This is a genomic window from uncultured Abiotrophia sp., assembly GCF_963520105.1.
In the GTDB taxonomy this organism is placed as follows: Bacteria; Bacillota; Bacilli; order Lactobacillales; family Aerococcaceae; genus Abiotrophia.
In genome coordinates this window covers 1-21682 of sequence record NZ_CAUQPN010000004.1, presented here as the reverse complement: position 1 = coordinate 21682, position 21682 = coordinate 1, and the positions used below count along the sequence as shown (strand labels likewise).

Annotated in this window: 20 protein-coding genes; 6 read left to right on the top strand and 14 right to left on the bottom strand. The window is 43.2% G+C overall.

The window, feature by feature from the left end; all coding sequences use genetic code 11:
• Positions 1–299: 299 nt before the first annotated feature.
• From RWO08_RS05470 to RWO08_RS05460, 3 genes are all read right to left on the bottom strand, one after another.
• Positions 300–1121 carry a metal ABC transporter permease gene (locus RWO08_RS05470; protein ID WP_291453719.1) on the bottom strand — a complete coding sequence of 274 codons (822 nt, stop codon included), beginning with the start codon at positions 1119–1121 and terminating at the stop codon, positions 300–302.
• The gene (locus RWO08_RS05465) at positions 1079–1774 is read right to left on the bottom strand and encodes a metal ABC transporter ATP-binding protein (RefSeq protein WP_023391323.1); all 696 of its coding nucleotides are present in this window, start codon (positions 1772–1774) and stop codon (positions 1079–1081) included. The genes RWO08_RS05470 and RWO08_RS05465 overlap by 43 nt, the downstream gene beginning before the upstream one ends.
• A 193-nt stretch (positions 1775–1967) precedes the next feature.
• Positions 1968–2933 (bottom strand): metal ABC transporter solute-binding protein, Zn/Mn family, encoded by a 966-nt coding sequence (locus RWO08_RS05460; protein WP_291427371.1) that lies wholly within the window; start codon positions 2931–2933, stop codon positions 1968–1970.
• A 194-nt stretch (positions 2934–3127) separates the two neighbouring features.
• Between RWO08_RS05460 and RWO08_RS05455 the strand changes: the two genes are divergently transcribed.
• The gene (locus RWO08_RS05455) at positions 3128–4060 is read left to right on the top strand and encodes an ABC transporter ATP-binding protein (RefSeq protein WP_314211446.1); all 933 of its coding nucleotides are present in this window, start codon (positions 3128–3130) and stop codon (positions 4058–4060) included.
• A gap of 1 nt (position 4061) precedes the next feature.
• Complete coding sequence (locus RWO08_RS05450; protein WP_314211445.1) at positions 4062–4877, top strand: ABC transporter permease; 816 nt, start codon at positions 4062–4064, stop codon at positions 4875–4877.
• Positions 4878–5127: 250 nt separating this feature from the next.
• On the opposite strand, the gene RWO08_RS05445 is transcribed toward RWO08_RS05450, so the two are convergent.
• From RWO08_RS05445 to RWO08_RS05425, 5 genes are all read right to left on the bottom strand, one after another.
• Positions 5128–6432, bottom strand: a complete 1305-nt coding sequence (locus tag RWO08_RS05445; RefSeq protein WP_314211444.1) for an RNA polymerase subunit sigma-54 — start codon at positions 6430–6432, stop codon at positions 5128–5130.
• Positions 6433–6566: 134 nt separating this feature from the next.
• On the bottom strand, positions 6567–7040 hold the full coding sequence (gene ybaK, locus RWO08_RS05440; protein ID WP_314211443.1) for a Cys-tRNA(Pro) deacylase: 474 nt from the start codon (positions 7038–7040) through the stop codon (positions 6567–6569).
• Positions 7041–7073: 33 nt separating this feature from the next.
• Positions 7074–8351 (bottom strand): UDP-N-acetylglucosamine 1-carboxyvinyltransferase, encoded by a 1278-nt coding sequence (locus RWO08_RS05435; protein ID WP_070756203.1) that lies wholly within the window; start codon positions 8349–8351, stop codon positions 7074–7076.
• A 178-nt stretch (positions 8352–8529) separates the two neighbouring features.
• On the bottom strand, positions 8530–8877 hold the full coding sequence (locus RWO08_RS05430) for a hypothetical protein (RefSeq protein ID WP_314211442.1): 348 nt from the start codon (positions 8875–8877) through the stop codon (positions 8530–8532).
• A 155-nt stretch (positions 8878–9032) separates the two neighbouring features.
• Complete coding sequence (locus tag RWO08_RS05425) at positions 9033–9878, bottom strand: AraC family transcriptional regulator (protein WP_314211441.1); 846 nt, start codon at positions 9876–9878, stop codon at positions 9033–9035.
• 305 nt (positions 9879–10183) lie between these two features.
• Here RWO08_RS05425 and RWO08_RS05420 point away from each other — a divergent pair, with 305 nt between their 5' ends.
• Complete coding sequence (locus RWO08_RS05420) at positions 10184–10942, top strand: DUF4230 domain-containing protein (protein ID WP_314211440.1); 759 nt, start codon at positions 10184–10186, stop codon at positions 10940–10942.
• A gap of 20 nt (positions 10943–10962) precedes the next feature.
• Here the strand turns inward: RWO08_RS05420 and RWO08_RS05415 are convergent, their stop codons facing one another.
• Together RWO08_RS05415 and RWO08_RS05410 are read right to left on the bottom strand one after the other, a co-directional pair.
• Complete coding sequence (locus tag RWO08_RS05415; RefSeq protein WP_291453710.1) at positions 10963–11274, bottom strand: helix-turn-helix domain-containing protein; 312 nt, start codon at positions 11272–11274, stop codon at positions 10963–10965.
• On the bottom strand, positions 11228–11488 hold the full coding sequence (locus tag RWO08_RS05410; protein WP_314211439.1) for a hypothetical protein: 261 nt from the start codon (positions 11486–11488) through the stop codon (positions 11228–11230). Before RWO08_RS05410 ends, RWO08_RS05415 begins: the two co-directional genes overlap by 47 nt.
• A 250-nt stretch (positions 11489–11738) precedes the next feature.
• Between RWO08_RS05410 and RWO08_RS05405 the strand changes: the two genes are divergently transcribed.
• Genes RWO08_RS05405 through RWO08_RS05395 form a run of 3 tightly spaced genes read left to right on the top strand, consistent with a single transcriptional unit; the run spans position 11739 to position 14030 of the window.
• On the top strand, positions 11739–12347 hold the full coding sequence (locus RWO08_RS05405) for a TetR/AcrR family transcriptional regulator (RefSeq protein WP_314211438.1): 609 nt from the start codon (positions 11739–11741) through the stop codon (positions 12345–12347).
• Between the two features lie 4 nt (positions 12348–12351).
• Positions 12352–13239 carry an ABC transporter ATP-binding protein gene (locus RWO08_RS05400; protein WP_314211437.1) on the top strand — a complete coding sequence of 296 codons (888 nt, stop codon included), beginning with the start codon at positions 12352–12354 and terminating at the stop codon, positions 13237–13239.
• Entirely contained in the window at positions 13236–14030 is a 795-nt protein-coding gene (locus RWO08_RS05395) for an ABC transporter permease subunit (protein WP_314211436.1), read from the top strand. Before RWO08_RS05400 ends, RWO08_RS05395 begins: the two co-directional genes overlap by 4 nt.
• 114 nt (positions 14031–14144) lie before the next feature.
• Here RWO08_RS05395 and RWO08_RS05390 read toward each other — a convergent pair whose 3' ends face one another.
• From RWO08_RS05390 to RWO08_RS05375, 4 genes are all read right to left on the bottom strand, one after another.
• Positions 14145–16298 (bottom strand): AAA family ATPase, encoded by a 2154-nt coding sequence (locus RWO08_RS05390; RefSeq protein WP_314211435.1) that lies wholly within the window; start codon positions 16296–16298, stop codon positions 14145–14147.
• A gap of 987 nt (positions 16299–17285) precedes the next feature.
• Positions 17286–18194, bottom strand: a complete 909-nt coding sequence (locus RWO08_RS05385) for a hypothetical protein (protein WP_314211434.1) — start codon at positions 18192–18194, stop codon at positions 17286–17288.
• Entirely contained in the window at positions 18184–19779 is a 1596-nt protein-coding gene (locus RWO08_RS05380) for an AAA family ATPase (RefSeq protein ID WP_314211433.1), read from the bottom strand. The genes RWO08_RS05385 and RWO08_RS05380 overlap by 11 nt, the downstream gene beginning before the upstream one ends.
• A 954-nt stretch (positions 19780–20733) precedes the next feature.
• Positions 20734–21681 (bottom strand): AEC family transporter, encoded by a 948-nt coding sequence (locus tag RWO08_RS05375; protein WP_314211432.1) that lies wholly within the window; start codon positions 21679–21681, stop codon positions 20734–20736.
• Position 21682: the final 1 nt, after the last annotated feature.

Genomic DNA, 21682 nt, shown 5'->3' with positions numbered 1-21682 from the left:
ACACAACTCCTTTTTGGTTTGACTCTATTATATCAGATACTTGAACATTTTCCATAGTTATTTTTCACAATATTCGTCTTGCGTACGAAATTTCTCGATATAGGTCTAGACATTAAGAAAGGCTAAGCATGAGCATCTATATAAAAAATATGCTCATAAAATATCTAAAACACTCACGCCAGTCTCGCAATATATAACTCTCTGTATAGTTTATTGACTGTCAAATCATTGTTGTCTATTTCATCAAAAAACTAAAAATCCGATTGAATCCAACGACTCAATCGGAGTATTAAGTGTAACTAGGTACGATTTCGCCACCAGCCAAGGAAGCCTTGACCTAGAGAAATAACGATAAATAAAATCACGAAGCCTAAGGTAATGGAAGCCCCTGGCGGCGTATTTAGATGGTAAGAGGCCATCAAACCAGCGATAATCCCTACCACATTAATAACAAAGCCAATCAAGATAGTCTGTCTGAAACTTGAGGACAGCTTAATGGCAGTCGCGGCCGGGATTACAATGAGGGCAGAGACCAGTAAGGCCCCCACAATCGGCATCATGACACTAATGGCCACCCCTGTCACGACAGACAGTAGAATGGACATGAACTTGACAGGCAGACCCGCCGTATGCGCCGTCGCTTCATCAAAACTCATAACGTAGAGAGGGCGACGGAAGAGCAGGTAGAGGGCTAGGACAATGCCCGCTAGGACGGCCAAGAGAATTACCTCTTGAGGTGAAATCAAAATAATGGAGCCGAAAAGGAACTGCTCAATCTTAAAGTTAGAGGCGTTGCGATTAAGATTCATCAGCACCAAGGCCACGGACATACCTCCAGCCATCATAATGGCCACCGACACCTCGGAAAAGTCCCGATAAATGAGCCGCAAATATTCTAGTAAGACCGAAGCCACAATGACGACTAGGAGAGTGGTCACCGTTGGACTGACCCGCAAAATCATTCCCAAGGCTACCCCCGCTAAGGAAATATGGGACAGGGTATCGGCCATCATGGATTGGCGCTTCAGAATCAGCAAGAGGCCGATAATAGGCGTAATGCAAGAAATAGCCAGGCCTGCTAGGAGTGCGCGTTGGATGAAGTCAAGCTGAAACATCTCCATGGGGTTCCCTCCTCTCTCACTAGTCGAATTTCTCGGGTATAGAAACCTTCAATTTCTTGGTCGGCATGAGTCACCATGAGGATGGACTTGCCGTGATGTTTACAGGCATGGCGTAAGAGTCGGTAGAAGGCCCGCCGGGACTCAATATCCATGCCGGTGGTTGGCTCATCTAAGACGAAGAAGTCCGGATCAGTGGCGAAGACCCGCGCTAGGCAGATACGTTGCTTCTGACCGCCTGACAATTCTCCGATTTTCTTATGGCGCAAATGGCTCATGCCGACAGCCGATAGAGCCCGATCCACATGTTCCTTGTCATGGGCATCTAGGCGCTTGAACCAACGCCCTTTTGGATAACGACCGGACTCGACAAACTCCTGAACCCGGCTAGGGAAGCCAGCATTAAAAGAGTTGACGTTCTGTGGCACATAGCCAATAGACAAGGGCTTGCCCAGGGCATTGGTCTTGGCAATCGTGACCGTTCCTGAAGCTGGCTTAAGTAGGCCTAGGATATTCTTCAAAAGGGTGGACTTGGCCGCCCCATTTTCCCCGGTCAGAATGACAAACTCGCCCGGGTTGACTTCAAAGTTTACTTCATTAAGAACCTTCTCCCGATCATAGTAGAAGGAGAGGTTTTTGACACTGACTAAGGTCATGATTTGCCTCCTTGGCAGATAATTTGCTGGCTAAAAAGGTCCCTCCTGCTAGTTGGGACAAAAATTGAAGAGTTAGCAATTAATTGGATAGTAATTGCTACACTTGACTCCTCCTATTATAGACCACTTAGGACAAAAAATGCAAGCAGTGGCAATGCCACCGCTTGCTTGAGGTGTCTTAATCTTGACTAGCTTACTTGGTCAAATTAGCTAGGTTTTCGCGCATGAGGCTGAAGTAGTCAGCGCCAGCCGCAATTTCTTCTGCGCTGACAGTTTCCAAGGTACGTAATGGACGGAGCTCAGCACCAGTCGCAGATGCCACAGTCTTAGCGATGGCATCATCCAAGGCTGGGTCAACGAAGATGACCTTGGTCTTGTGTTCCTTAACAAATTCTTGCATCTTAGCTAGGGCAGCCGCACTTGGTTCTGCCGTAGAAGAGATACCCGTAATGGCATGTTGTTCTAAGCCATAAGCGTGGGCTAGGTAGCCAAAGGCAGCATGTTGTACCACAAAGTTCTTGTCGCTCAGCTTAGCGGTGCCTTCTTTAAATTCTTGGTCTAATTTCTTAAGGTCTTCTGTTAAGCTAGCGGCATTGGCTTCATAGGTAGACGCATTTTCAGGGTCTAAGGCAACCAAAGCCTTCTTCACATTTTCAGCTTGTTTAGCGTAAGTCATTGGGTCCATCCAAGTATGTGGGTCAAATTCATGGTGATGGCCTTCTTCGCCCTCTTCATGATGCTCTTCCCCAGATTGACCAGATTCCGCTTCATGGTCGTGGTCTTCATGGTCGGCATCACCCTTGAGAAGTTCAATGCCTTCGGTTGTCTTTTGAACCTTGGTCTTGTCAGTATCCAAGAGTTTGGTTAAGTCTTCAACAAAGTGCTCCATCTCATCATCTTGGTAGATAAAGAGGTCACTAGTTTGAACCTTGGCTGCGTCGCGGGCGCTCATTTCGTAGTCATGGGCATCTTGGTTGCCTTCTAAGAGCATGGAAACCTCTGCCTTATCCCCGGCAATGCGTTGAGCTAAGTAGTAAACTGGATAGAAAGTGGTCATGACCTTCTTCTTGCCAGCGGCAGAGACTGTGCTTGCCAATGGTGCTAATAAGCCAAGCACCAATACAAGGCTTGCTAAAAGTGCAGATAATTTACGTTTCATTCGATCTTCCTCCTATGAAAATATGTAATGGTTACTTTTTCCATAATTTATTATACGCCTTTCTGACTGGATGTCAACCGTAATCTTTATCTTTTCGATTCAGACGCACCCCTCTACTACCCGTCTGGCTTGGAATCAAGAGGCATCCTTGCTATACTATAGATAGCGATTCCCTTTAAGAAAGGAAGATTTACATGACCGAATCCGTCTTAGAGTCTGTCTTGGAAGTAAGCCAGCTGACTAAGATTTATAAGAAGCAACGGGCCCTAGATTCCTTCGACCTCTCCGTCTCGCGCGGTGAAATCGTCGGCATCATCGGACCCAACGGGGCTGGTAAATCCACCCTGCTACGTAGCATCGTGGGCTTAACCCCTGCATCTGAGAAGAACATTCAGCTCTTTGGCTCGGTGGACTACGAGGCCCTCTTAACCAACCGTCACTTCGTCGGCGCCTTGATTGAAGCTCCTGCCTTCGTCGACAACCTCAGCGCCAAGAAGAATATGATTCATTATGCCCTGCAACGCAAGGTCAAAGACCGCGGCGCCCGTATCAACGAAGTTTTGGCCTTGGTTGGCTTAGACAAGACCGGCAATAAGAAAGTCAAAAACTTCTCCCTGGGGATGAAGCAACGTTTGGCCATTGCCTTAACCCTCTTACATGATCCCGACCTCTTAATTCTAGACGAGCCTATTAACGGCTTGGATCCTGCTGGGATTATCCATGTGCGGGAGCTACTCTTGAAACTCAACCGGGAAAAGAACATGACCATCTTGATTTCTTCCCATATCCTGTCGGAATTGGAGCACTTGGCAAGTCGCTTCGTCTTCGTTAACAAAGGCCGCAAGGTAGCCGACATTAGCTCTCAAGAACTCGCCCATCAAGCTAGCACCTATTATCAGGTTCAAACAACCGACAATGCCAAGGCACTGGACTTCCTCAGTCAATGGCTGGGCCAAGATAAGGTGGCAGCAGATGGCAAGGATCTAATTGCCATCTATGACTTGGAAGTGCCCCTACCTGAAATTGCCAAACGCCTAGTAAATGAAGGCTTCGAACTTCTCTTCCTGGGTAGCCACAAGAATGACCTAGAATCCGTCTTCTTGAATCTTACAGAAGGAGGCAACTAAGATGTTCCAGCTATTACGCGCAGAATTCTATCAAATCCGTCATCGGGTGGCGCCTTTTACTATGTTGCTGCTCAGCTTCTTGGCAACACTCGGTATTGCTTCACTAGCTTCCATGATTCTCTTCGGGGAAAAAAGCGGGGCTAGTACTAGCGCACTAACTAAGGCTCTTGTGGGCAATCAAGTTTTGAGTATCTATACCATTGGCCTCAAGGAAATGCCTCTGCTTCTTTGTTTCGTGGCTCAGATTCTGACCTTTAACAACGAGACTAAGAACCGGACCTTGATTAACACCATCAGCTATGGCCACCGCCGTCGCTCTGTGGTCCTCAGCAAAATCCTGGTAGGACTCTTTTACCTCTTACTGGCTTCATGCTTGAGCTTAGCCGGTCTCTTAATCGGGGGCGGCATGTCGGGCGCTACTTTCAAGGGTAATGAAATCCTCGAATTTTTCACTAGCTATTTGATTCCTAGCATTCCCCTCTTCCTAGGCTACATCGCCCTCTTAAGCATTCCTGCCTTCCTCTTCGCTGGCCAGGGACCACTAATCTTCACTTACCTCCTGCTCAGCTTCATTAACCCAATCCTGACCGGTGTTTATTCATTCTTAACCACTAACACCGCCAACATGGGAAATGTGGTTCAAAAATTCATGAGTGCGGATAAGGCTTTCGCCTTCTTCTTCACCTTCCTAAAGGTAGGCAAGCCTCTGACCTGGGGCAACTTAAACTTGGACTTGACACCCGTCGTAGCCTTTGCCTACTTCCTACTCTTCTTCTGGATTGCAGTTAAACTCTTCAACCGTGCAGAAGTTAAATAGTAACTTAGTAAAATCCCCCGGACTCCTCGAAGGAATTCGGGGGATTCTTTTTGTCTAAAATGTAATATTCTCAATAATAAAATGAGTCCCTATCTTATTTTGACGGCATTTACAGGAGCAACTATCACTTTCTTGTTGCGTCAGGATTTTAGGGTGAGTTGTGGTTAACCCGAACTCACCCTAAAATCTTGCTTTTCAATTTAACATAAAATACCCGCTCAAGCGTCAAGGCTAGAGCGGGTGTTTACTTTTAATGTCCTAGTGCTTGGCGATAGTTACGCACCATAAAAGGACTAATCATAATCTTACGTTCTTCTAGGCGTTCCACTAGCTCCTCATCGCTTAAATCAGCTGGCGCAACATGTAGAATCTCATGAATAATTTGCTTAATCTTCTCAGCGGAGAAGCCATCTCGGTCTTCTCGTGTCGCCACTGTGATAAAGTCCGTCATTGGCAGGACATATTGGCCAAAGCCCATGTTCTTGTTAGACACCAAGAGGTTGACGACTGGTTCAGGCAAGCCGGTAATCTCTGCCACCTGCTTGAGCAAGAGTGGCACCTTAGAATCTGAAAGTTGGCTAAAGTAATCGTGCTGAACCGCTGCAATGGCTTGCGCGACTTTCAGAATCAATTGCTCCCGCACCCGCAAGTTACGTGCTAGACGATCATACATGAGTTTCTGCGGCTTGGAGAAGGCGACGACCTCAGGATCTTGGGTCGCTAACATCTCTTGATAGTAGGGCTCATTGAAGATTATTTTTGGATAGTAGTGGGCGTTATAGCGTACCTTCATGCCTTCCTGGTCTTGAAGAACGGTCACGTCATCCAGGAGACCTTCCTCTTCTTCCACTTGGAAGAGGTCGGCTGGACTGGTCCGCAAGGTTTGATAGTAGCTAACGCAGGCCAGGACATCTGCTAGTGGCAGGCCAGTAGCCGTCACGATGGCTTGATAATCTTCTGCCTTGAGTTGGTCAAAATATTCTTCTAAGAGGTAGTAGGCCACATTAGGGGCATGAGCATCTTGCTCGGTCTGCAACATCAAGCATTCGCGCAAGTCATAGGCCCCAATCCCGGCAGGTTCCAATTGTTGGAAGAGGGTAATGGCATCTAAGGCAATAATGGGTTCGATGCCTAGTTGTTTGGCCACTTCCTGGTAGCTGTATGGCAGATAACCTTGAGGATTTAATAAATCAATCAAGCGCACCATGGCGTCCCGAATGATGGTATGGCGGTACATCATAATCTGTTCGAAGAGAAACATAGGCAGATTACGCGGTGCTTCCGGCATCTGCGGATCCACCCCAATAATGGCACTGTGTTCTTGTAGGGTAACCGATGCTTGCTGGGGCTTGGTCTTAGGATAGTCTAGTTCAATGAAGGGATTCTCTAGAATTTCATCTTCTAGGAAATAAGTAAGTTGGGCCGCACTCAAGCCGAGCATCTGCCACAATTGACTATCCCCTTCAATGGTTTCAATAGGAATACTTTCAAATTCGCTTTGCCCATTAGCTTGAATGACGGTCACCACATGTTGTTGCTTGTTTAAGTCTGACATGTTGACCCCTCCTGCTATGTATACGTTTTCTTAATCCTATTATAGCGCAAGTCGCCCCTTGCGTCTATGCTAAAGCAAGGTTTTTTTTGAAAATCAAAAGCAGCAAGCCCCTGAGGACTGCTGCTTACCATGACTTATTCAATTAAATCATCCGCGCTCAGAGCTAGGACAGAAGCCAAATCCCGAACATCTAGCTCTAACTGCAGGCCAATCTTGCCAGCCGAAACCATGATTGAGGGATAGTCCCAGGCGCTAACATGAACATGGGTTGGGAAGGTCTTCTTCATGCCTAGCGGCGAGCAACCGCCGTGAACATAACCCGTTAGGGGCAAGAGATCGCGTTCCTTAATCATGGCGACATGCTTCTCGCCTACGGCACGCGCGGCCTTCTTCAAATCCAGGCTAGCCACCACGGGAATGACAAAGACATAATGGCCACCCGATTTACCTACCGTCACTAGGGTCTTGAAGACCTGGTCAGGATTCTGGCCCAAGGTTTCTGCTACTTCCAAGCCTGATAAGGCGCCCGTCTTACTGTAGTCTCGTACTTGATAGGTCACCTTGTGTTGGTCTAGTAGCCGCATGGCATTGGTTTTATGTATTTTCATGGCTAAGAGCCTCCACTAAACAGCAAAAGGCCCTTAGGCCTCTTGCATCTCGCTTACTTCAATCATTTCAATATCGGCACCCAAATCGCGCAATTTGCCTACGATATTAGAGTAGCCACGTAAGATATGGTCGACGCCAGTAATCTCGGTTACGCCATCCGCCACCAAGCCGGCAATGACTAGGCAGGCCCCTGCCCGTAGGTCACTGGCCTTAACTTGTGCCCCGCTCAGCTGAGCTGGTCCATTGACCCGAATCATGGCCCCTTCGACCTTGATATCGGCCCCCATGCGGTTGAGTTCCGGAATATGCTTGACACGGGCTGGGTAGATAGTGTCAATGATGGTCCCGTTACCTGCCGCAATCGCCAAGAGTGGCGTCAGCGGTTGTTGCAAGTCAGTGGCAAAACCTGGATAAGGCTGAGTCTTGACGCTGACCATACGGAGGTTTGGACTTGGATGAACGTAGATGGAATCTTCACCAATCTCCAATTGCGCGCCCATTTCTTCAATCTTAGCAATGAAACCTTCGATGTGTTCGAAAATAACGTTGTTGACGCGGACCCCTTGGCCTGCTGCCACGGCAGCCGTAATATAGGTCCCTGCTTCAATCCGGTCCGGAATGATGGTGTGGGTACAGCCATGCAGATGCTCAACGCCCTCTACCCGGATGACGCTAGTCCCGGCACCGCGAATCTTAGCCCCCATCTTGTTGAGGAGGTTAACGACATCAATAATTTCCGGTTCGCGAGCGGCATTCTCAATAATGGTCTTGCCCTTGGCCTTAACGGCCGCCAGGATACAGTTGATGGTCGCCCCAACACTGACCACGTCCATGTAAATACGCGCCCCTACTAGGCCTTCTTGGTCGGTCGTCAGAGTCACAACACCGAAGTCGTCCTCTACCTTGGCCCCTAAGGAACGGAAGGCCTTGAGGTGTTGGTCGATAGGGCGAGGGCCTAAGAAGCAGCCCCCAGGCAAGCCAATGACCCCTTCACCAAAGCGCGACAAAGTCGCCCCCATAAAGTAATAAGAGGCACGTAGGCTCTGAATTTTCCCACTTGGCATTGGAATGGATTTAATATCACTTGGATCAATGGTTAAGACATTATCCTTAAAAGAGGCCTTAACATTGAAATCTTCCAAAATATCGATTAAAGAATAGACGTCAGCAATATCTGGCACGCCTTCTAGAACAACTTCTGAATCAGCCAAAATAGCAGCTGGAATTAAGGCAACTGTAGAGTTCTTGGCCCCGTTAATGGTAATTTCACCTGTGAGGGGCTTGCCTCCGCGGATGACTAGTTTCTTCATTATATATAACTCCTAATTTCAATCTTCGATGATTCTTTGCATATCACTTATAGTGTACCATAAGTCGCCCCAAATATACATAGCAAATGATTATTTGGCCCTTTTGTTGCAGGGTAACAAAAGGCATTTCAAAAGGCCCCATCACTCGAAAATGACGGGGCCTTGAGACAGCAAACTATTATTGACGTCCGCAAACAAAATAGAGATAAATGAAACCAATCAAGCCAATTGGCACCGCCAAGAACCAGATAATGATAAAACGGAAAATCTTCCAGGCTAGCATTAAGAACCCGCCAATCAAGAAGACATTGTCACCCACAATCAGGTTGATGAGACTCTCATAGACAAACATGGCGAAGGGATAAAGGAGAGCACAAAGCAAGAAGAATAAAAGTTTCGTCTCGAATTTTCCCGTTTGGCTAATAGATGTAAAGACGAAAAAGGCATAAAAGGCAAAAGCAAAGAGATAATGACGGATTAACCAGTCACGGTCTAGGGATCGGAACATTTGCTTCAGTCTATTCATAGGATCACCTCTCTAAATAAATGTTGCTACCTATTATAGACCACTTAGCCCCTCCTGTCCAAAATGCACAGGAAAGAACAGATTACTTATAGGTAAGAAGACGAGCCCCTATTCTTAAAGTGCCCGTCCTCTTATCTCTCTTAACTCAACTTAGCTCAGTCCACCTTGATAATCGGCACCCAGAGTTCCATACGGTAGTCTTGCGCCCCCATATTGCCTTCACGATAGACTTCGAAGTCAGGCGCGCCCGAATGTTGGAAACCTTGCTCAGGGAAGAAGACTTCCATGAGGTAGCGCCAACCTGCATGAATACAATCCGGCACTGGCCCATTCAATTCCACCACCGCGTATTCAGCCGCTGTTACCTCCAAGATATCGAGCCCCATAGCCTCAGCCTTAGCCCGGTCCGTTATCTCATAGCCAGCCATATAGTTGAGGCGTTCTGGTGTGTCGATGTCGTGGCAAACTCCCAGGCTTTGGCCCCTACCTAAGCTAGCTAAGTCCTCATGGGAGAATTTGCTATAGAGGTCTTGCCAGATCTGAGGGCACTGGCTGTTGGGGATTTGGTTGGCATTAATCCCTGCCACCGTCAAGGCAGGCTTGTTCTGGATATTGATTTTCATGCTATCTCCTCCTTGCAGGGTCAGCCGTAGCTGTAGTCGCCCGACTAGGCGCAAGGGCGCCCCCTGTCTAATTTGTGTCGGAGTTGCCCCATGAAATTTCTTGAAAGCTGCCCCGAAGGCGTCGGCTGATTCATAACCATATTGGATGGCGATGTCGATGATTCGGGCTTCAGACTGGCGCAGGGCCAGCGCTGCCTCTGTCAAGCGACGTTCCCGCAAATACTCTGACAGTGATGTCCCCGTCAGCATGGAGAAGAGCCGGCTGAACATGGCATAAGGATAGCCCGACAGTCGCGCCACCCGCAACTCATCTAGCTCCCTGTCCAGGGTCGACTCCAGATAGTCTAGCGTCCGGTTAAAAGCTTCCATCATATTCATGTGTATGACCTCCTGACAAGTTGAGTATAGCTGAAATTTTAGGGGAAAGTCCTAGAATTGGGGGGCGAGAAATCTAGGGTGTTTGAACTACCCCTATATATAAAATTATTCCCTCACAATCCAACTCAAGCGCTTGTATTTATTTTATTTTTGATTATAATAAGTGATAGCATAAGAGCTGTATGCGTCAATAAGCTATATGACGCCTATCTATTCTCCAGCCCATTCATTCTCTAGCATCCGAATGTGAAAGGATAGCACTTGCTCTTTGTGATGAAATCATTATTTCTTAGGGGGAATTTTACATGTCTAGCAAGCAGACCATTACATTGCCGGATTGGCTTGGTGATTCTGTCGTCTATTTTAAAAAACCTTTTGGTCGGCGTCTCCTACGCTTTGTACTTTTGATTATAATTTTTATTTCTGGCTTTGTAGCTGGTGGAAACTGGAACAAACAGCCCGTACCTACGCCACAACCGGCTCCTGTAGAAAATGCTAAGAAGCCAATCATCACTAGTCAAATTGTAAGTTCTCGCATTGAAAAAGCGAAAGAGCTAACAACTGAAAAGTACTTCTATACCAATGCCGGTTTGTTCAAGAACAATCACGTGGCTTGGGGTGTAGGTATTCCTTTCACAGAAAAATCATTCATTATGAAGTATAACGGGATTATCCACGCTGGTGTTGACCTCGATTCTATGCAGTCTGTCGTTATTGATGATACCATTTATATTCGCTTACCTGACGCAAAAGTACTATCTCATGAAGTAGATCATAATTCTGTCGAGACCTTAGATGAACGTGCTGGACTATTTAATCCAATCAAAATTACTGATATCTCAGGGTTCATGGCGACTCAGGAAACTAACATTGAACAGCTTATTTATGATCGTCAAATACTAAGTTATGCAAAAGATACAGCCAAGACAGTTATCCAGGAACTCCTAGAAATGGACCCCGACATCAAAGATCACTATAAAATTGAATTCGTGGACGAACTACCGGAAGTTCCCTCTGATTCTAGTGCACTATCGAATGAAAGCTCTGAATCTAGCTCCTTATAATTTTCAATTCATGTAACACGCTAATTACTATTAGCGTGTTTTTTGTGATTACTGTTTCCTTCTTCCACAGACAATTTAAGTTTACACGCTAGAGCTTCCGCTATCCTCCCCAACATCCCCACTGTCGGATTGGCTTGGCCACTCTCTAGCCTTGACAGGTTGGCTTGGCGTAGGCCTAGTTTTTCAGCCATTTGCGCTTGGCTTAAGCCTCGCTCTAGGCGCAGCTCCACCAATTTCAGGGCAACTTCCTGCCGCGCGCCTTCCTCCGCCAAATCTAAAGTGAAATCAGGATATTGGGATGCTAAGCGATTCTTTAAGGACTCGAGTGACATGCTCTTCACCCTCCTTTCTTGTTTTGGTCTCTCCCAAAGAAATAACCAGTGTCTTGACCTGACCTTTGCCTCGGCCCCATTTTTCAATCACAGCGGGTGTCAGCCCTTCTCGTTCAATGATTTCTAAGGCTGCCACTGCCTTGACTGCTTGCTGGTAGAGCAGGCCTTCTACCAGGACCAGAATGTCTTCTGGAATCTTGTAATGTGCGTCCATGACACGCACCTCCTTTTTCCCATTATATCATATATGATATAATGGGAAAATCGCTTTCAACAGCTAAACCCTCTATATATCAAGCCTTTCTTCATTTTGTTATCATCTCACCACGTAATTTTGCCTGCCTTGCACCCTATCTACTAGTAGAACTAGTAGATAGGGTAAAGCAAATTCTGACCCCCTTCCCAAAAACGGTCAACGGGTCTATAATGAAGTTAACTTCTTAATGAAAGGAGCCAAGAAAGCAATGAATCCTAAATTTTATGCCCTGCCCCAAGCCAAGCAGGAAGCCATTATCCAAGCCGGCTACCGAGTCTTCGGCCAGCACGCCTATAAGAAGGCGCCCATGAGCGCCATTGCGGACGCGGCGGGGATTTCCAAACCTTTGCTTTTCCATTATTTCCATAATAAGAAGGAACTCTACTTCTTCCTCTTCGACCTCTTAGTCCAGCAGACCGATGATTTCCTAAAAGAAGGCGGCTGCTACGAGACCCTGGACTTCTTCGAGCTCTTCAAGAGCGTGACCCAGACTAAGGTGCAACTAGCCCGGCTCAATCCCGATTGGCTGGCCTTTAGCCTTAAGACCTACTACGAGCAGGATCCCGAGATTATGCCAGAATTGGCCCAACGCATGAAACAAGTCAAGGCGAAACAGGTCCAGCTCATGGACAAGCTAGATATGAGCTGCTTTCGGCCCGATATCGACTTTCAGCTCATGTATAAGGATATGACCTGGGCCGCCCAGGGTTATCTCTGGGAGCATGTCCAGCGAGGGGCCGTTGATCCCGAAACCATCGAGGCGGAATTCAACCAACTGATTGACTTCTGGAAGTCTCTCTATCTTAGAAAGGAGTGATCCCATGTACGCTATTCAAACGCATCAACTGACCAAATCCTACGGCAAGCACCGAGGCATCGAGAATCTTAACTTGACCGTCCAACAGGGCGAGCTCTTTGGCTTTATCGGGCCTAACGGGGCCGGCAAATCTACCACTATCCGCACCCTACTGGGGCTGATTAAGCCTACCAGCGGCAGTGCCCAGGTCCTAGGCTTAGAAGTCGGCCGCCAACAAGGCCAAATCCTACGCCGGGTGGGCTACCTGCCGTCCGAAACCCAATTCTATGCCGGCATGACCGCCCGCGACCTACTCAAACTATCTGCTGATCTGAGAGGCCTGCACTGCCAGGCCGAATGCCGCCGCCTCAGCGACCGGCTGCAACTGGACCTGGGGATTGCGGCGGATCAACTGTCCCTGGGTAACCGTAAGAAGGTGGGCATTGTGGCCGCCCTCCAGCACCAACCTGACCTCTTGATTCTGGACGAGCCTACCAGTGGCTTGGACCCCCTGATCCAAGAAGAATTCTTCGCCCTACTAGAGGAACGCCGCCAAGCCGGTGGGACTGTCTTCCTATCCAGCCATGTCCTGTCCGAAGTCCAAAACCACTGCGACCGAGCAGCCATTATCCGACAAGGGCAAATCGTGGCCACTGAAGATGTCGCCAGCCTCATGAAACACCAAGCCAAACGCGTCAGCTTGTCCGGCCAAGTACCTGGCCTGGCAGACCTAGCAGGCGTCTCCAACTGGCAAGCCAAGGGCAAGGACCAAGCCAGCTTCCTCTATCAAGGAGACCTCAATGCCTTACTAGCCTGTCTGGCAGGCGGCCAAGTCCGCGACTTCAGTCTGGCCGAGCCAAGTCTGGAAGAAATCTTCCGCCACTACTACCAAGAAGGAGGCGATTTGTCATGATTCTATTCCGCCACGAATTACGCCAAGGTTGGCGTAGCCTAATCCTGTGGACGGCGGCCATTGCGGGTTTTATGGCCCTGATTTCCCTGCTCTTCCCTCAAGTCAAGGACCAGATGGCTAGTATCAACGGCCTGATTAGCACCATGGGCGCCTTCTCAGACGCCTTCGGCCTGGGCAAGCTCAACATGGGGACCTTCATCGGCTTCTATACCGTTGAATGTCAGAGCGTCCTGGGCCTTGGTGGCGCCCTCTATGCCGCCATTCTGGCCAGCAATTCCCTAGCCAAAGAAGAGCAAGCCGGCACCGCCGAATTCCTGCTGACCCATCCCCTCAGTCGGGCTTCGGTCGTCACCAGCAAGGCCTTGGCCCTGGTCAGCCAGCTTCTGATTCTCAACCTGGTGACCCTGGCAGTTGTTCTGTTAAGTCTGACCCTGATGGGTGAGTCCGCGCCTATGGGCCAACTCCTACTCTTGCACTTGGCCTATCTAATCTTACACCTCGAGTTCATCGCCCTCTGTCTAAGCCTGTCGGCCTTATCCGGCAAACGTCGCGGCACCGGTCTAGGCGCCGGCATCGGTCTGGTACTTGCCTTCTACCTAGCCAACCTAGTCGCCAATATTGCCCCCGGCCTAGGTGGCCTCAAATGGCTCACGCCCTTCGCTTACGTGGACGGCGCCGAAATCATCCCTAACGGCAGCCTAAACCTAGGCTATGTCGGAGTCGGGTTGATCTTGTCAGCCTGCTCGCTGGGCGTGGCTTATTGGTGGTTTGGGCGGAAGGATGTAGGGTAGTTTAATAGATAACACCTCCCCCAGAAAGCGCATAAGCTTGCTAGGGGAGGTGTTGTCTATAACATTATGATAACCTATCCCAGGAAATAGAATTGCATTTAATTAAAAGCAATTCTATTTTTTAGAACTTTTCCAATGCAATTCAAAATGATTCTTTGCATCATTAGAATTAAAACATTCTTTCATTAAATTTATAATTTGATCTTTTGTCTTACCGTTTAGTTCTGCTTCTAAATCGTCGATAGAGTGGGAGTTAACATTAAATAATTTTTGCGCTTCTTTATTATCACCGTAAAAGTTATTATTACGGTTAAATTTGGTATAGGTTTCTATAATTCTTCTGATAGAGTTAAGCATTAAATCAGGCTTGTCATTATCATATAAAAACCTTAATTCTTTCCACAATAATTCGTAGCTTGTGGAAAAATCTTGCCCCTCTGAATCCAAAACTTTTATCATTGTTCTCGAATCCTTTTTTTGCAACCTTATAAATCTATCACCTATTTTATCGGAACCAAATCTATCTTTGCCATCCTCATAAAGCCTATTATATTTCACATTAATATAGAAGTGCAAATTGTGAGTCAGTATTACTAAACTATCTGACATTCGCTTCTTTTCAATGCGTTTCATTAACTCTTGAATTTCAGTAACAATAATATACTGCATCATATCATCATTAGAGTCCATTGGGTCATCAAACACAATAATTTTATCACGCGATGCATCTTGATACTCATTTAATTTCTCAACAAAGTACAGAAAACCTAGAATGTTTTTTTCACCCTCTGAGAGGGTATGAATTTCCCTATACTTCGGTTTCAAAGACCCTTTATTTCTAATTCTATAATGTCCTTGATGGGAGCTCTCTGTTGCTTCCATGTGCTCTAATTCAAAAGCTACATACATTCCTAATTTCTTATTAATATTATTTGCTAACTTGCTTTCCGATTTAGTTTTATTATTTTCTTCTTGAATACTATTTCGCTTAGCGCATATTTTTTCATCAAATTCTGATTTCTGTTTTTCAAGCTCCTCCTTTTCTCTATTAAACTTCTCTATTTCTTTCTTAGATATTTCTAGGCTTTTATCTTTATCATCGTATTCGAATTTCTGTATAGCTTGCCAAATCAGATGAAACCTTAGAAGATCTTGAGAATACTTTTTAATCCTAGCAACATCTTCAGCATTATTTTTCTGAACAATATCCGCATAGTCCTTAAATACTTGACTAGAAGATTCGGGTATTTCCAAATCAATAACAGCAGATTTTGAAAACATCTGGGTTAATTTACTTTCTAACGCTGCTTTTACCTTCCTTAAAAAGGATTCTTGTTCTTTAGCTAAAATGCCCCATATTTTAGCTAGTTCCTCTATTTCATTATGATAGCTATTGTAGAAATTCATTTTATCAAAATCAATCTTATTGATAGCGTTGATTTCTGATTCTATCCTATCTATTAGTTTGTGTAATTCATCTTCAAATTCTTTTATTTTTGACTCTGAGAAAAATTTTTCTAATTCATTGAACGCGTTATCTGATATGCTATTGCCGCAGAAAGTGCAAATGTCTCCTTTTGAATGTATTTCGAATCCAGTTTTAGCAAAATTAATTTTCTGATTAGTGTCAAGACGGACTATCTGAGTCTCTTCTTCCACAGAAGACTCTAACATTCTATTTGTCTCATCTAGTATTTTCTTAAAATCAATATTAATATCTACTAAATTTGTCGCTATCCTTTCTTCAAGTTTAATGTTATCTTTACACTCTTTTTCTTCATATTCAATTAATTTATGGGCATACCTTAATTCCTCTTCGAACAGTTTACTGTTATAAGTAGTGATTGCTATATGTAGCGGATTATTCTTAATGCCCCTAGCCGATTTAGTATAAAAGTCTTTAATTTCCTTTTCTTGTCTTCCTTTTTTTTCACTTACCTTATCAATCTTACTTTGCAATTCCTCTAGCTGTTTAACCACCTTTTGTTTCTCTTGTGAAATTCCTTCTATTTCTTCATTAAGCCTTTTAATGTTATTTTGTGCTGATACATTTTCTTCACCGAGAATTACAGTATTTAACTTTCCGTCTATAGATACACTTTCCACACCTTGATAAACTCTTACATCTTTTTCGGTATTCTGATCTTTTATTAACTGACAAAGTGTGCTCTTTCCTGTCCCGTTTTTCCCAAAAATAAAGTTGATTGGCTTATCAAGACAAAGAGTATCACAATCAAATAAAGCTACCTTGCTTAAATCTAATTCCATATACATCACCCAGTATAATTTTATTTTAAATCTATGGACATTTTACTATAAAGACGAACAAGTAAATACTTGATTTACTACACAATAAGGCTACCTCTTTTCTAAAAATATAGAATGCTCGGACATCGCACTTCCAGTGATAAATTCTAATGGAAACTGCGCTCAAAAGACAATGTTGCTCTCGAAGTCAAACTCAGGACTTTATTCTCATATCAAATCAAACTGTATGTGAATAAGTTTAGACAGAGACTCAAATTTATGTGCCACTGGACATTTTATTGAAATCCACCTTCATATGGTGCTCGTGGAACAATCTAGATACTTCTCCATCAAGTATCTAGCGGTTATATATACATAGATAGAAAATCCCTATTCTCACACGACACAAGAAGGACCTGTGGAACGCAATAATTGAGCAAAAATAAGATTGAGAATTAGATGTTGCTACAGTTAAATGCAAAAAGCCCCACCTTACAACTTTGCCATGTTGATATTCTATTTTCCTAAACTCCATAAAATAGCAATTTAGAAAAGCAGTATAGTTGTATCTTCCCTAATGAACTTATAATATCAATAGTCGATTAAAAGAAATTACAACCTCAACTTGAGAGAAGAGATTCTTCCCTTTATTAAGAAATAGCTACTTGGTTAATTAGACTACTCCATTCCCCTGATTTCAAAGCACTTTAACATTTAGCAGCAAGTAAAAATGCGAAAGGGGGATTCTTGGAAAAGTTTCAGAAGGAGAATTATTAAATAAGTGATGATAAGCTTATTATTTAGCAATAAACAGATACGCTTAACTTCAAGCCTACTATAATGTTTCAATAGGAAAACGCCACATAAAATATTCTACAGGATAAACCGCAAACTTAACGTAACAATTCAATACGAGTATACCCTCATTCTTATTCCATTTATTCACTCTTTACTATACTATTTTCTATGCTCCAATCTCTATACAAATATAGCTTTGCTAGCCCAACATTAAATATCCCAATTACATTTCTTAAAGAGATTTCTAAAATTATCGTCTTCCTTAATAACTGACAGCAAAGCTTCAAATAAACTCACGTTAACAGAGTTTATCGTATACGAACCGCTCTTCATATTCGACTTCAAAATTCTATCCAAGTGTTTCACTAGCGCATCTTCTCCTTCTTCCTCAAGCGTACTTACCCAATTATCAATATTTTCATCGATTATCTCAGTCGCCATATCCGCATATCTATCTTCTAATCTTAGTCCATCAAAAGCGTTTTTTGTCCGTTCATTCATTGTATTAGATAAGTTAAAGCTTGGCTGAAAGCGGAAAGAAGGAATCAAGTTATATTTACCTTGGCAATCGCATTCAATAACGAGTTTGCATTTGACAAGACTCTCAGAGTTGATCTCAGAAAAATAGGGATGATAAAATTCCTTTACGTATTCTTTTTTTATTCCATTACATGTGCTACAAATTGGCATCAAATTTATTGGAGTAATGGTAAATAAATCATATTTTGTCTGAGGCAAAAAATGATCTATAGCATCTGCACCAGTCCTTTTTTGGCAAAAAATGCATTTACGTTTCGTTTTTGTTTTAATTTCTTTTATGTAGTTTGTAATAACTTCTTTTTTACTATCGCGAAATTTAGAAAACAGTTCTTTATAGTCCTCATTAGTGAGTAGTTCATTTTTACCCTCATATACATCAGGGGGCATTGCGTACAATGAGTCATTACATGCATGTATATAATATTGGTTTTCAGCATCAATGAAATCATTTTTCGACTTAATTGATTCAGCCTTTAAAGAACTACGCTTGTCAGAGGCTTTGGTGTTCGTGCGAATCCCCCTAGTAAGTTCATCAAAGAAATCATTAATTCTGAAGCTAGGTGGATTCTCACTCCTCATATTTTTTGGCCTCTCTATATGTCTTAGTTACTAATAATCTATAACCTAAACTCCCCAACCTGTCACCATATAATTGATATATTTCTTCAAATGATTTACCTTCTGATACACTTTCCTCAATAATTCTGATAAATCCAGACTCTGCTGCTTCAAGTCCAAACACCTCAGCCATTAAAGTACTAATGTTTTGAGCAAATGTCCTTGTCTCAGGCCTAGCAGCTATAAATATAGGACCTTCTCTGTCTAATTTGTACACACAGTTATCAGGAATTTCTTGTAATACAACTGGCGAATGTGTAGCTAAGATTACTACACCATTTCTACTTTTCATTAGCTTTGATAAACATCTAATATAGCTACTTAAAAGTGGTGGATGCAAATATAATTCAGGTTCATCGATAATTACAAGAACTTTCTCATCTATTACTTCAATAATTTTAGTAAGCGATAGCATCACTATTTTATGTCCTGAGCTCAGTTTCTCAAAATAGAGACCCATCTGTTTAAGATAATCTTGATTGTTTTTTGTATCCTCATTATTTTTATAATTCAAACGGTTTTTCTCATACAGAGTTAATAGCCCTTCCCAATTATGCCTAGCGAAAACAGGGTCAGTATTTAGTTCTTTCAATGTGTCTTTCCATAAAATCGGTTTTTTATCAAAACATAGTAATGTACTATCCATAAATACTCCTAGCCAATTATTTTTTTTTAGCTTCACTGACATGTTCTGATTGTAAGCTAACTCTTTCACTCTACACTTATAGAATTCATTGCTACTTTTTCCATATATTTCCTTGAGATTTGTTTTATTATTTAACGTTATAAACGGCACGTCCCTTTTAGTACTTTCTAACTCACTTGGTACATCATCAAATACACTGAAATTCATATAAACAATTTTCTTAAAAAAATCTGCAATACGTTTTTGATTCTTTCCATCGGAAACGGATACCTTTTCCCCATCATGATTAAAAACAGCGTGAAGGAAGTCTTTAATTAATCTCGATTTTCCCACTCCATTCCTACCAATTATTGCATGAATATTGGTTGGTAAAGCGTCATTTTCATTATCTACATAGAAAGAAATCTCGTCGTCATTTTTTGCGTTTAATTTATACTTGAATGAATAGGATATTGGCTTTGACTCTCCATGCGCCAGTCTACGAAACCGTTGCTCAATGATTGCCATCGACTGATCCCTCAGTAACGATTTTTGAAATGCCGGTTCTTCCTTATACTTTGCTAGTAAACTACTATTGTATGCGACATCTTTCAAATTTTTCAGAATGCTATTTCGCTCTCTATCACTTGCTACAATTTTATTTAGTTCCACATAAAAAGACGAATCTGTACCTAATGAGTAACATCCTTCGGGTAATTCTGTATATAGCCCCTTTAAATCAGGGCTTCGCCCCATATTTTCTTGCCCTATTTTTATTGAACCAATACGAGTTATATTAGAACTTCTTACATAATAAACTGTATATAGCGTTTGATATGTAAACCAATCGTCCCAATCAGTTAGGTTTAAATAAATTCCTGGATAGATAATATCAATTTCCTCATTCACATAGATATTCATCAATACACCTACTTCTACTGAATTTCTTTGTTACATACTTCAGTATACAAAAATTTATAGGCAAATTCCACACTTTGTTGAGGAATGTGATTATTTTATAAGTAGATATAGTTTTCTATTTGTTGGAGCGGTACCATTCACGCTAGCTCATCTCATTTTTCAGCAATCGACTCCCCTTACATATTTTAGCAAGAGGCAAATTTTAGACAAGTTTGCCTGAACCCTATAATTTTAAAGCTAACATTCTGCTGATAGGACTAGTCAAGGTCCTCTGCACATAAAAATCTCACACAATGTGTGGGACGATTCAGCAACCATTTATATAGCTGTATTGACTAAACTATTTAAACTAGCTAACTTTACCAACATCCTTAAGGTCCAGTTTGATAGGATTTTATTCCACTACATGCAAGAAAACCTTTATGACAAGCCCTTCTTACTTTTCTAATCATATTCGATAGTGCGCTCCCCCAAGAAAAATCAGAAGAGCTACTACTTTCAGCGGAACACGTATTTTGCCTTTTTTTAGGCTGAAGCCCTAAAAACATATTCCGTAGGGACTCTTTCTTATCAAGCCTCGCTTCCTAGTACTCTTTCCTCTGGCTTTTTAGATAGAGGAGATAAGCCCCTTCTTTAATCGGTTCGAAGAAAGCATAAGTAAGTCAAACGGTAAGTCATTCCCTATTTTTAAGCACAAAAAACACCCCACACAGAGTGTAGGGTGTTCCACAAACGTTGATATATCAATGATAATTAACGTTTTGAGAATTGAGAAGCTTTACGAGATTTTTTCAAGCCTGGTTTGAAAAGTACGAGCTTTAAGACATCTCAAAATCGCTTAATAACAACCTTTAGAGGATTTTCTTCCGATTTTGATTTCAAGAAATAAGAATAGATGTATCTAACATAGGGAAATTTCTTAACTCGGAACTTTCAATCCTATCCTCTTCCTTCTTATCCTAATAAAGTTTGTAATATTGGAATAACAACGATAAATAGAACCGTACTTAGAGTCACCACATTCGTAGAGAATTCCACATCTCCTTTTCCCTGATTAGCAAGGATTGGGAGAACAGCTAGAGCTGGTGTAGCAGACTGAATCATAAAGGTCTTAAATTCTACTGTCGCCATATTTGGGGCAAAGAACTTCAAAACAAGAAGCATGATGAGAGGAGCTAGGATAAAGCGTCCCACCAAGGTGATAATTGTATCTTTGTCAAAAGCAATGGTATTCAAGCCTGCCTTTGCAAGGACGATACCAATATAAATCAGAGATAAGGGAGTGACGATATTCCCGACATAGGTTAAGGTATTCGTTACGAAATCTGGAATAGAGATTCGGAGAATCAAAAATAGTAGAGCGACAAGAAAGCCTACAAGCGGTGCTGGTAGCAATTTCTTCCAGTCAAATTTAGTTGTCTCCTTGCTTTGACCCGATTTACTGTCGCTCGTCATCAAATACACGCCCAATGTCCAGGTCGAAATCGTATTGGTGATATAGTAAATTAAGAAATAAGGAAGAGCATGCTCTCCAAAAAGAGCAATGTTTAGTGGCAACCCGATAAAAATAGTATTGGCATTAACAAAGGTATTAATCGTGGTTCCTCGCCGTCCTGGACGAACCTTGAAAACCACAACTGCAATATAAGCTACGATATAGCCCAATTTAAATGCCACAAAAGTATAAAGGAGGCCTCCAGAAAGACTGATTAGTTTATCTAATGTTAGGTATTTCATCACCGACACAAAAATCGACGCTGGCAAGGCTACATTCATGATCAAACGAGACAGGTTGGGACCAAAGCTATCTCCAAACCATCCCCTAACCTGAAGAATATACCCCAAAACAATAATAGCGATAATCGGAATGATACTCGTAATCGAGGTTAAAAAGAGTGACATA

Coding starts and splice junctions, on each gene's coding strand:
- RWO08_RS05410 (WP_314211439.1), bottom strand. CDS start 11,488: ATGGACGCACATTACAAGATTCCAGAAGACATTCTGGTCCTGGTAGAA.
- RWO08_RS05435 (WP_070756203.1), bottom strand. CDS start 8,351: ATGAAGAAACTAGTCATCCGCGGAGGCAAGCCCCTCACAGGTGAAATT.
- RWO08_RS05425 (WP_314211441.1), bottom strand. CDS start 9,878: ATGAATATGATGGAAGCTTTTAACCGGACGCTAGACTATCTGGAGTCG.
- RWO08_RS05415 (WP_291453710.1), bottom strand. CDS start 11,274: ATGTCACTCGAGTCCTTAAAGAATCGCTTAGCATCCCAATATCCTGAT.
- RWO08_RS05455 (WP_314211446.1), top strand. CDS start 3,128: ATGACCGAATCCGTCTTAGAGTCTGTCTTGGAAGTAAGCCAGCTGACT.
- RWO08_RS05395 (WP_314211436.1), top strand. CDS start 13,236: ATGATTCTATTCCGCCACGAATTACGCCAAGGTTGGCGTAGCCTAATC.
- RWO08_RS05460 (WP_291427371.1), bottom strand. CDS start 2,933: ATGAAACGTAAATTATCTGCACTTTTAGCAAGCCTTGTATTGGTGCTT.
- RWO08_RS05400 (WP_314211437.1), top strand. CDS start 12,352: ATGTACGCTATTCAAACGCATCAACTGACCAAATCCTACGGCAAGCAC.
- RWO08_RS05380 (WP_314211433.1), bottom strand. CDS start 19,779: ATGAATATCTATGTGAATGAGGAAATTGATATTATCTATCCAGGAATT.
- RWO08_RS05390 (WP_314211435.1), bottom strand. CDS start 16,298: ATGGAATTAGATTTAAGCAAGGTAGCTTTATTTGATTGTGATACTCTT.
- RWO08_RS05420 (WP_314211440.1), top strand. CDS start 10,184: ATGTCTAGCAAGCAGACCATTACATTGCCGGATTGGCTTGGTGATTCT.
- RWO08_RS05450 (WP_314211445.1), top strand. CDS start 4,062: ATGTTCCAGCTATTACGCGCAGAATTCTATCAAATCCGTCATCGGGTG.
- RWO08_RS05385 (WP_314211434.1), bottom strand. CDS start 18,194: ATGAGGAGTGAGAATCCACCTAGCTTCAGAATTAATGATTTCTTTGAT.
- RWO08_RS05465 (WP_023391323.1), bottom strand. CDS start 1,774: ATGACCTTAGTCAGTGTCAAAAACCTCTCCTTCTACTATGATCGGGAG.
- RWO08_RS05470 (WP_291453719.1), bottom strand. CDS start 1,121: ATGGAGATGTTTCAGCTTGACTTCATCCAACGCGCACTCCTAGCAGGC.
- RWO08_RS05445 (WP_314211444.1), bottom strand. CDS start 6,432: ATGTCAGACTTAAACAAGCAACAACATGTGGTGACCGTCATTCAAGCT.
- ybaK (WP_314211443.1), bottom strand. CDS start 7,040: ATGAAAATACATAAAACCAATGCCATGCGGCTACTAGACCAACACAAG.
- RWO08_RS05405 (WP_314211438.1), top strand. CDS start 11,739: ATGAATCCTAAATTTTATGCCCTGCCCCAAGCCAAGCAGGAAGCCATT.
- RWO08_RS05430 (WP_314211442.1), bottom strand. CDS start 8,877: ATGAATAGACTGAAGCAAATGTTCCGATCCCTAGACCGTGACTGGTTA.
- RWO08_RS05375 (WP_314211432.1), bottom strand. CDS start 21,681: ATGTCACTCTTTTTAACCTCGATTACGAGTATCATTCCGATTATCGCT.